This window comes from Winogradskyella sp., assembly GCF_965228925.1.
Taxonomy (GTDB): domain Bacteria; phylum Bacteroidota; class Bacteroidia; order Flavobacteriales; family Flavobacteriaceae; genus Winogradskyella.
On the sequence record NZ_OZ245845.1, the window covers coordinates 2,286,925 to 2,298,087 of the forward strand.

The following is an 11,163-nucleotide window of genomic DNA, read 5'->3' on the forward strand; positions in this document are numbered from 1 at the left end:
TATTTTAGTTTTTTTAATAAAAATCTCGTTCATCAATGCAAGCAAATAAGGCTGAAAGAATTAATTTCTCTTCTATTGTAAATAGAACAGATTACCCAGACTTTTTGGATATCCAAATAAAATCCTTCCAGGATTTTTTCCAATTAGAAACAAAATCAGAAGAAAGAGGAAACGAAGGTTTATATAACACCTTCATGGAGAATTTTCCAATTACAGATACACGAAATCAATTCGTGTTAGAATTTTTAGACTATTTCATCGATCCACCAAGATATACTATTGAAGAATGTATTGAAAGAGGATTGACTTATAGCGTACCCTTAAAAGCAAGATTAAAATTATACTGTACCGATCCAGAGCACGAAGATTTTGAAACTATCGTTCAGGATGTATATTTAGGTACAATCCCATATATGACACCTAGTGGAACGTTTTGTATCAATGGTGCAGAGCGTGTTGTAGTATCACAGTTACACAGATCACCTGGTGTATTCTTTAGCCAGTCTTTCCATGCTAATGGAACCAAATTATACTCAGCAAGAGTTATTCCTTTCAAAGGTTCTTGGATAGAATTTGCTACAGATATCAATAGCGTTATGTACGCTTACATTGATAGAAAGAAAAAGTTACCAGTGACGACATTGTTCCGTGCCATTGGTTTCGAACGTGATAAGGACATTTTAGAGATTTTCGACCTTGCAGAAGAGGTAAAAGTTTCTAAAACCGGATTAAAGAAAGTTATCGGTCGTAAGTTAGCAGCACGTGTACTTAACACATGGCATGAAGATTTCGTGGATGAAGATACAGGTGAAGTAGTATCTATTGAGCGTAATGAGATTGTTTTAGATCGTGATACGATTGTTGATAAAGACAATATCGAAGAAATCCTTGAAGCTGAAGTAAAAACCATTCTTTTACACAAAGAAAGTGCACAGCAAGGCGATTATGCGATTATTCATAATACATTACAAAAAGATCCAACAAACTCTGAAAAGGAAGCTGTTGAACATATCTATCGTCAATTGCGTAATGCTGAACCACCTGATGAGGAAACAGCACGTGGTATTATTGACAAGTTATTCTTCTCAGACCAACGTTACTCTCTAGGTGAAGTAGGTCGATACAGAATGAATAAAAAATTAGGGTTGGATATCGGAATGGATAAGCAAGTACTTACCAAAGAAGATATCATAACCATCATTAAATATTTAATTGAGTTAATCAATTCTAAGGCAGAGATTGATGATATCGATCACTTATCTAACCGTCGTGTACGTACAGTTGGTGAACAATTATCATCTCAGTTTGGTGTTGGTTTAGCGCGTATGGCTCGTACCATTCGTGAGCGTATGAACGTTCGTGACAATGAGGTATTCACGCCAATCGATTTGATTAATGCTAAGACCTTGTCTTCAGTAATCAATTCATTCTTTGGAACCAACCAGCTATCTCAATTTATGGATCAAACCAATCCATTAGCAGAGATTACGCATAAACGTCGTTTATCGGCCTTAGGACCTGGTGGTTTATCGAGAGAAAGAGCAGGTTTCGAAGTTCGTGATGTTCACTATACGCATTATGGCCGTCTATGTCCAATCGAAACACCAGAAGGACCGAATATTGGATTAATTTCTTCACTTTCAGTCTATGCTAAGGTCAATTCAATGGGATTCATTGAAACACCATATAGAAAAGTTGAAGAAGGTGTTGTTGATATTAAAAATGCACCGACGTACCTGAGTGCAGAAGAAGAAGAGGAGCAAATGATTGCTCAAGCTACTGTTGAAGTTGATGATGCTGGTAAGATAACTCATGACAAGGTCATTGCACGTCAAGAAGGCGATTTCCCTGTGATTGAACCAATAAACGTCAACTATACGGATGTGGCACCTAATCAGATTGCATCGATTTCTGCATCATTAATTCCTTTCTTGGAGCATGATGATGCGAACCGTGCATTGATGGGATCTAACATGATGCGTCAGGCTGTTCCATTGTTAAGACCAGAAGCACCAATAGTTGGTACAGGTCTAGAAAGACAAGTAGCGTCAGATTCAAGAGTATTGATCAATGCAGAAGGTGAAGGTATTGTAGAGTATGTAGATGCGGATAAAATCGTGATTAAATACGAGCGTACCGAGGAAGAAGCTATGGTAAGCTTTGATAGCGATGTGAAGGAATATCCATTAGTGAAATTTAGAAAGACCAATCAAGGTACGTCTATCAACCTAAAACCAATCGTTCAAAAAGGTGATAAGGTAATCAAAGGACAAGTACTTTGTGAAGGTTATGCAACACAAAATGGTGAGTTGGCCTTAGGTAGAAATATGAAAGTAGCCTTTATGCCTTGGAAAGGTTACAACTTCGAGGATGCTATTGTAATCTCAGAAAAAGTTGTAAGAGATGATATCTTTACATCTATTCATATTGATGAGTATTCATTAGAAGTAAGAGATACAAAACTTGGTAATGAAGAATTGACAAATGACATACCAAATGTTTCTGAAGAGGCGACTAAAGACCTTGATGAAAACGGTATGATCCGAATTGGTGCTGAAATCAAACCAGGAGATATCTTAATAGGTAAGATTACACCAAAAGGTGAATCGGACCCAACACCAGAAGAAAAGCTTTTACGTGCGATCTTCGGTGATAAGGCTGGAGATGTAAAAGATGCATCATTAAAGGCTTCGCCATCGTTAAACGGTGTTGTTATCGATAAAAAATTATTCGCAAGAGCCGTAAAAGATAAGCGTAAGAGAGCTCAAGATAAGGAAGATATCGAAGCATTAGAAAATGCTTATGACAACCGTTTTGATGATCTTAAGAATATCTTGGTTGAAAAACTATTTGCTATCGTAAATGGTAAAACTGCTCAAGGTATTTACAATGATTTAGGTGAAGAGATTATCCCAAGAGGTAAGAAATACACCTTGAAGATGTTAAATGCTGTAGATGATTATACACATTTAACTTCAGGTAAATGGACAACAGATGATCATACAAATGAGCTTGTTGCCGATTTAATTCACAACTATAAGATTAAAGAAAATGATCTTCAAGGGTCTTTAAGACGCGAGAAGTTTACGATTTCTGTTGGTGACGAATTACCAGCGGGAATTATCAAACTGGCTAAGGTTTACATCGCTAAGAAACGTAAGCTGAAAGTTGGGGATAAGATGGCAGGTCGTCACGGTAACAAAGGTATTGTGGCACGTATTGTTCGTCAAGAGGATATGCCATTCCTAGAGGATGGAACACCTGTAGATATCGTATTGAACCCACTTGGTGTACCTTCTCGTATGAACATCGGACAGATTTACGAAACCGTATTAGGTTGGGCTGGAAAAGATTTAGGAAAGACTTATGCAACACCAATTTTTGACGGTGCGACATTAGATCAAATTAATGCTTACACTGATGAAGCAGGCATTCCTAGATTTGGTCATACCTATTTGTATGATGGTGGAACCGGTGATCGCTTTGACCAACCAGCAACAGTTGGTGTGATCTATATGATTAAGCTTGGTCATATGATCGATGATAAGATGCACGCGCGTTCTATCGGACCTTACTCACTGATTACACAACAACCATTAGGTGGTAAAGCACAGTTTGGTGGTCAGCGTTTTGGTGAGATGGAGGTTTGGGCACTCGAGGCTTATGGAGCGTCAAGTACACTGCGTGAAATCTTAACTGTAAAATCAGATGATGTTATTGGTAGAGCTAAGACTTACGAAGCAATCGTTAAGGGTGAGCCAATGCCAGAACCAGGACTACCAGAATCGTTCAACGTACTTATGCACGAATTGAAAGGTTTAGGATTAGATATTAGATTAGAAGAATAATAAAATAGTTACCAGTAAACAGTTGGCAGTAGGCACTGCGCACTGAACACTGAACATCGAATACTATAAAAAGAAATGGCAAGAAAACAAGATAAGAATACAGTACTGAAGTTTAATAAAATTTCAATCGGTTTAGCGTCACCTGAGTCTGTTTTAGCAGCGTCAAGAGGCGAAGTATTAAAGCCAGAAACTATTAATTATCGAACCCACAAACCAGAGCGGGATGGTTTGTTCTGTGAGCGTATTTTTGGACCTGTTAAGGATTACGAATGTGCTTGTGGTAAATATAAAAGAATACGTTACAAAGGTATTGTTTGTGACCGTTGTGGTGTTGAAGTTACAGAAAAGAAAGTACGTAGAGATCGCGTAGGGCACATTAATCTAGTAGTGCCTGTAGCACATATTTGGTATTTCCGTTCATTACCAAATAAAATAGGTTACTTGCTCGGATTACCATCTAAGAAATTAGATATGATCATTTACTATGAGCGTTATGTGGTGATTCAACCAGGTAATGCCTTAAATGCCGAAGGTGAGCCCGTTCAAAAAATGGATTTCTTAACAGAAGAAGAATACCTAAATATTTTAGAATCGCTTCCACAAGAAAACCAATATTTAGAAGATACTGATCCAAATAAGTTCATCGCTAAGATGGGTGCTGAGTGTCTTATCGATTTGTTAGCCAGAATCGATTTAGATCAGTTGTCATACGATTTAAGACACAGTGCTAACAATGAAACGTCTAAGCAGCGTAAAACAGAGGCTTTAAAGCGTTTACAAGTAGTTGAAGCCTTTAGAGAATCGAACGAAAACAGAGAGAATAAGCCAGAATGGATGATCATGAAGGCGATTCCTGTAATTCCACCAGAATTGAGACCATTAGTGCCGTTAGATGGTGGACGTTTCGCTACTTCAGATTTAAATGATCTATACCGTCGTGTAATTATCCGTAATAACCGTTTAAAGCGATTGGTGGAGATCAAAGCTCCTGAAGTGATTCTACGTAATGAAAAACGTATGTTACAAGAATCTGTTGATTCCTTGTTTGATAATACACGTAAGTCATCGGCAGTAAAAACGGATTCTAATAGACCATTAAAATCACTTTCAGATTCGCTTAAAGGTAAGCAAGGTCGTTTCCGTCAAAACTTACTAGGTAAGCGTGTGGATTATTCAGCACGTTCAGTAATTGTCGTTGGACCAGAATTAAAGCTATTCGAATGTGGATTGCCAAAGAATATGGCAGCAGAACTTTACAAGCCTTTCATCATTAGAAAATTAATTGAAAGAGGTATTGTTAAGACTGTAAAATCCGCCAAGAAAATTATTGATAGAAAAGAGCCTGTAGTTTGGGATATCTTAGAGAATGTTCTAAAAGGACATCCAGTATTACTCAACCGTGCTCCTACGTTACACCGACTTGGTATTCAGGCGTTCCAACCTAAATTGATTGAAGGTAAAGCGATACAGTTACACCCATTAGTGTGTACGGCCTTTAATGCCGATTTCGACGGTGACCAAATGGCGGTGCATTTACCATTAGGACCAGAAGCTATATTAGAAGCACAACTATTAATGTTGGCATCTCATAATATTCTGAACCCTGCCAATGGATCTCCAGTAACCGTTCCTTCTCAAGATATGGTACTCGGTCTATATTATATGACCAAGTTGCGTAAAACAGATAATGAGTATACCGTTAAAGGTGAGGGTCTTACTTTCTATTCCCCTGAAGAAGTTACCATTGCTTACAATGAGAAGAAAGTTGACCTTAATGCGGGTATAAAAGTAAGAACCAAGGACTTTAATGAAGCAGGTGAGTTAACGACTCAAATTATAGAAACGACCGTTGGACGTGTACTTTTCAATGAAAAAGTACCAGAACGAGCAGGTTACGTCAATGAGGTATTGACCAAAAAATCCTTGAGAGATATTATTGGTAAGATACTTAAAGTAACCTCAGTTCCTGAAACAGCAGAGTTTTTAGATGAGATCAAGACTTTAGGTTATAAGTTCGCATTCCAAGGTGGCTTGTCATTTAGTTTGGGTGATATCATTATCCCTGAAGAAAAACACGGAATGATAGACGCTGCCAATAAAAAGGTAGATGGTATTATGGGTAACTATAATATGGGACTTATTACGAATAATGAGCGTTACAACCAAGTCATTGATATCTGGACATCGACCAATGCAGAATTGACAGAATTATCTATGAAGCGTATTCGTGAAGACCAGCAAGGATTTAACTCGGTATTTATGATGTTAGATTCTGGTGCTCGTGGATCTAAAGAACAGATTCGTCAGTTAACTGGTATGCGTGGTTTGATGGCTAAGCCTAAAAAATCTAATGCAGGTGGTGGTGAGATTATTGAAAACCCAATTTTATCAAACTTTAAGGAGGGACTTTCAATTTTAGAATACTTTATTTCAACGCACGGTGCACGTAAGGGTCTTGCGGATACGGCTCTTAAAACGGCCGATGCGGGTTACTTAACTCGTCGTTTGGTAGATGTGTCACAAGATGTTATTGTTTACGAAGAAGATTGTGGTACATTACGAGGAATAGAAGTTTCTGCACTTAAGAAGAATGAAGAGATTGTAGAAAAATTAGAGTCTAGAATTGTGGGTAGAACTTCACTAAATGATGTTTATGATCCACATACAGAAGAGTTGATTGTTGAAGCAGGCGGACATATTGATGATGCTATTGCAAAACAAATTGGCGATTCTGCGATCGAATCTATAGAAGTGCGTTCCCCACTAACTTGTGAGGCCAAAAAGGGTATCTGTGTGAAGTGTTATGGACGTAATCTAGCGACCGGTAAAATGGTTCAAAGAGGTGAAGCTGTAGGTGTAGTTGCTGCCCAATCTATTGGAGAGCCTGGAACACAGCTAACCTTACGTACATTCCACGTAGGAGGTATTGCAGGTAACATTTCCGAAGAGAACAAATTGACGGTTAAGTTTGACGGTATTGCTGAAATTGAAGATCTTAAAACGGTTAAATCTACGGATAACGAAGGTAATGAAGTAGATGTTGTGATTTCGAGAACTTCAGAATTAAAATTAGTTGATGCTAAAACAGGTATCGTTTTAAGTACGAACAATATTCCTTATGGCTCTCATGTCTTTGTAAAGCCAGGAGCTAAGGTTAAGAAAGGTGATGTTATTTGTCAATGGGATCCATATAATGGTGTCATTATTTCAGAATTTGCTGGTAAAGTAAAGTATGAAAATATTGAACAAGGGGTGACCTACCAAGTAGAAATAGATGAACAAACAGGTTTCCAAGAAAAAGTAATTTCAGAATCAAGAAACAAGAAGTTAATTCCAACATTATTGATTGAAGATTCTAAAGGAGAAACCATTCGTTCTTACAATTTACCAGTAGGTGCTCACATCATGATTGACGATGGAGAGAAAATCGAAATCGGCAAGATCTTAGTGAAGATTCCTCGTAAATCAGCTAAAGCTGGTGATATTACAGGTGGTCTTCCACGTGTAACTGAGCTGTTTGAAGCACGTAATCCTTCCAATCCAGCTGTCGTTAGTGAGATTGATGGTGTGGTATCATTCGGTAAGATTAAGCGTGGTAACCGTGAAATTATCATCGAGTCCAAATTAGGTGAGGTTAAGAAATACCTAGTGAAGCTATCTAATCAGATTCTTGTACAAGAAAACGATTATGTAAAAGCGGGTATGCCATTATCTGATGGTTCAATAACACCTAATGATATTCTTAATATCAAAGGGCCTTCTGCAGTACAACAATATTTAGTAAATGAAGTACAAGAAGTTTATCGTTTACAAGGTGTGAAGATTAACGATAAACACTTTGAAGTTGTTGTGAGACAGATGATGCGTAAGGTTAAGATTATGGATTCTGGTGATACGATTTTCTTAGAAAACCAATTGGTTCACAAGTCGGACTTCATAGAGGAGAATGATAAAATTTTCGGAATGAAAGTCGTAGAAGATGCTGGTGATTCAGAGAATTTACAGTCAGGACAAATTGTTTCCGTGAGACAACTAAGAGATGAGAACTCAGTACTAAGAAGAGAAGACAAAAATTTGGTGACAGCTAGAGATGCAAAACCAGCAACGGCAACACCAATCTTGCAAGGTATTACAAGAGCGTCGTTACAAACGAAGTCATTTATCTCAGCAGCATCGTTCCAAGAGACAACGAAAGTGCTTAATGAAGCTGCCGTAAATGGTAAAGTGGATACACTTGAAGGACTTAAAGAAAATGTTATTGTAGGACATAGAATACCAGCAGGTACTGGTGTGAGAGAATATGATAACATCATTGTAGGTTCTAAGGAAGAGTTTGATGAAATGATGAAAGCTAAGGAAGAAATGAACTTCAACTAGAATTTTTGTCATTCCTGCGAAGGCAGGAATCTAATAAACAAAGCCTTCATACAAACTAATGTATGGAGGCTTTTAAACTTTTAATAATAACATTATTTATATTATGGCAGACGAAAAAAACACTCCAAAAAAAGGACAGATTAATATAGAGTTAGATGAAAAAGTAGCCGAAGGCATATACTCTAATTTGGCAATTATAAATCATTCGGTCTCAGAATTTGTGGTAGACTTTGTGAGCATTATGCCTGGTACCCCAAAAAGTAAGGTCAAATCCAGAATTATATTAACACCGCAACATGCTAAACGCTTACTAAAGGCTTTAGGCGACAATGTGCATCGTTTTGAAAAAGCACATGGGGAAATCAAGGATTACGAGCAACCTCCAATACCTCTGAATTTCGGTCCTACCGGACAGGCTTAAGATAAAATGGTTGTTAGATGTAACTATTTGCAAAAGGTTGCTCGACATGTTTATATGCAGCAACCTCCAATACCTCTTATCCGATCGTAGCTTTAGCGAAGTCGGATTAAATTTCGGTCCTACCGGACAAGCATAAAACAAGAAACCCTTTGATTGATCTCAAAGGGTTTTTATTTTTAAAGGTTCAGAGCCTAATCATTAGGCGACATCCTTTTGGTTAAGGTGAAACTTCAATGCACCCGAAGGGCATTTTTTGATTTGATTTATAATGGCGTCAGTATTAGCACCATCTAAATCAATCCATGGAATTACAGAATTTCTGAAAACATCTGAGAGCTGTTTGGCGCAAATACCAGCATTTACGCAACAACGAGGTTCGTAGGTTACAGTAATATCTTCATTACTGAAAACGTTTGCATTTACATCCATAATAAGTAGATTAGTTTGGGGTTAATCTCTAAATTAAGTTAGATATTACACGATCAAGAATACATAAAATATCGATAAAAATCAAATATCATCGACAAAATACACTATTTTTAGTCCCTATTCGATGAAATGCACACAGATTTTATTCAAATTCAGAGGTCATATGGAAGGTTATACTAGGATATTTTTGTTGGGACATTTGAAGTGAAAACAATGAATCAGCTAGAAAAACTAGTTGATTTTGTTTGTCTCTCGCTAAATAGCGCTGTTTTACCCTTAAGAACTCTTTAAATTCATCACTTTTTTCGTCATCGGTCTGTATCCAGCATGCTTTGTGGACATTGAGATTTTCATAAGTACACTTAGCACCATATTCGTGTTCAAGTCGATATTGAATCACTTCATACTGAAGCGCACCAACAGTTCCGATCACTTTTCTTCCATTATAATCTAAGGTAAAAAGTTGTGCCACACCCTCATCCATTAATTGGTCAATACCTTTATACAATTGTTTGGCTTTCATTGGATCGGCATTATTGATATATCTAAAATGCTCAGGTGAAAAGCTCGGAATACCCCTATAATTAAGGATTTCTCCTTCGGTTAAAGTATCACCAATCTTAAAGTTTCCCGTATCCTGTAGTCCAACAATGTCACCAGGATATGAAACATCCACAATTTCCTTTTTTTCAGCGAAAAAAGCATTTGGACTAGAGAATTTAAATTTTTTATTATGCCTTACATGGAGGTAAGGAGTATTTCTCTTAAATTCTCCGGATACTATTTTAACAAAAGCCAATCGGTTGCGATGATTGGGATCCATATTAGCATGGATTTTAAATACAAACCCTGTAAACTTTTCTTCCTCAGGGTCTACTAGGCGTTCATCACTTTGTTTAGGCCTTGGTTTAGGCGCAATTTCAATGAAACAGTCCAGAAGTTCCCTTACCCCAAAGTTATTCAAAGCCGAACCAAAGAATACAGGTTGCAACTCACCCTGTAGGTATGCTTCCTTATTAAATTCAGGATATATACCATCCACCAATTCAATTTCATCTCTAAGAGTTTGTGCTGAATGCTCTCCTACTAATTCATCAAGTTCTTTTGAATTTAAATCAGAAATTTCGACCGTATCATCTATATGTTGCTTGCTGTCTCCTTGAAACAAGTTGACATTCTTTTCCCAAATATTATAGATGCCCTTAAAGTCATAGCCCATGCCTATAGGAAAACTAAGAGGGGTTACTTTTAAGCCCAACTTTTGTTCAACTTCATCCAAAAGATCAAAAGCATCTTTACCCTCACGATCTAATTTATTAATGAAAACAATCATTGGGATATGTCGCATACGGCAAACTTCAACTAGCTTTTCGGTTTGCTCCTCAACACCCTTGGCAACATCAATGACCACAATAACGCTATCTACCGCAGTTAAGGTCCTAAAGGTATCTTCAGCAAAGTCTTTGTGGCCAGGAGTATCGAGAATGTTTATCTTAATACCATTGTATTCAAAAGCCAAAACAGAAGTGGCAACAGATATACCACGCTGGCGCTCAATCTCCATAAAGTCACTGGTAGCACCCTTTTTTATCTTGTTACTTTTAACGGCACCAGCTTCTTGAATAGCACCACCAAACAGCAACAATTTTTCGGTTAACGTAGTCTTACCAGCATCAGGATGAGAGATAATTCCAAACGTTCGACGCCTATTAATTTCTGATTTAAAAGTCATTAGTATTCTTTAAAGAAATGCAAAATTAAAATAATCGAAAGTATTTTAATTCATTATTAAAAATATATTCATATAATCCAGTTATTTTAATATTGGTAGGATAATTTGTCAATTCATCGATTTTTTAATTTTTTTAAAATTTCTCTCATTACTTTACACCGCATTTTAAATTAGTAATAGTATTAATATTAAATTACTGTGTTTAGTTGTCCCAAATCAATAGTTTACTTTCACAAATTGAAGCTGATTTATAGCTGGTCTCTTCTTTTATATTATCGATAAGTATTTACATTAAGTATTTGGTGACTTTTTTAGACTAGTGATCTTTAAGAGGAACACTAAGGTTTTTTAGTATT

Annotated in this window: 5 protein-coding genes; 3 read left to right on the top strand and 2 right to left on the bottom strand. The window is 37.0% G+C overall.

Annotated elements, in window-relative coordinates:
• Window positions 1-35: 35 nt before the first annotated feature.
• From rpoB to ACO052_RS09315, 3 genes are all read left to right on the top strand, one after another.
• Complete coding sequence (rpoB, locus tag ACO052_RS09305) at window positions 36-3,848, top strand: DNA-directed RNA polymerase subunit beta (protein WP_422107734.1); 3,813 nt, start codon at window positions 36-38, stop codon at window positions 3,846-3,848.
• Window positions 3,849-3,923: 75 nt separating this feature from the next.
• Window positions 3,924-8,225 (top strand): DNA-directed RNA polymerase subunit beta', encoded by a 4,302-nt coding sequence (gene rpoC / locus ACO052_RS09310; RefSeq protein WP_422107735.1) that lies wholly within the window; start codon window positions 3,924-3,926, stop codon window positions 8,223-8,225.
• A gap of 103 nt (window positions 8,226-8,328) precedes the next feature.
• Window positions 8,329-8,646, top strand: a complete 318-nt coding sequence (locus ACO052_RS09315) for a DUF3467 domain-containing protein (RefSeq protein WP_422107736.1) — start codon at window positions 8,329-8,331, stop codon at window positions 8,644-8,646.
• Between the two features lie 198 nt (window positions 8,647-8,844).
• On the opposite strand, the gene ACO052_RS09320 is transcribed toward ACO052_RS09315, so the two are convergent.
• Together ACO052_RS09320 and ACO052_RS09325 are read right to left on the bottom strand one after the other, a co-directional pair.
• On the bottom strand, window positions 8,845-9,075 hold the full coding sequence (locus tag ACO052_RS09320; protein ID WP_422107737.1) for a (4Fe-4S)-binding protein: 231 nt from the start codon (window positions 9,073-9,075) through the stop codon (window positions 8,845-8,847).
• Window positions 9,076-9,217: 142 nt separating this feature from the next.
• Window positions 9,218-10,807 (bottom strand): peptide chain release factor 3, encoded by a 1,590-nt coding sequence (locus ACO052_RS09325; RefSeq protein ID WP_422107738.1) that lies wholly within the window; start codon window positions 10,805-10,807, stop codon window positions 9,218-9,220.
• Window positions 10,808-11,163 lie beyond the last annotated feature (356 nt).

What these genes read in the sequence shown, in the direction of transcription:
- rpoB (WP_422107734.1), top strand. Translation starts at nt 36, where the DNA reads ATGCAAGCAAATAAGGCTGAAAGAATTAATTTCTCTTCTATTGTAAAT.
- rpoC (WP_422107735.1), top strand. Translation starts at nt 3,924, where the DNA reads ATGGCAAGAAAACAAGATAAGAATACAGTACTGAAGTTTAATAAAATT.
- ACO052_RS09315 (WP_422107736.1), top strand. Translation starts at nt 8,329, where the DNA reads ATGGCAGACGAAAAAAACACTCCAAAAAAAGGACAGATTAATATAGAG.
- ACO052_RS09320 (WP_422107737.1), bottom strand. Translation starts at nt 9,075, where the DNA reads ATGGATGTAAATGCAAACGTTTTCAGTAATGAAGATATTACTGTAACC.
- ACO052_RS09325 (WP_422107738.1), bottom strand. Translation starts at nt 10,807, where the DNA reads ATGACTTTTAAATCAGAAATTAATAGGCGTCGAACGTTTGGAATTATC.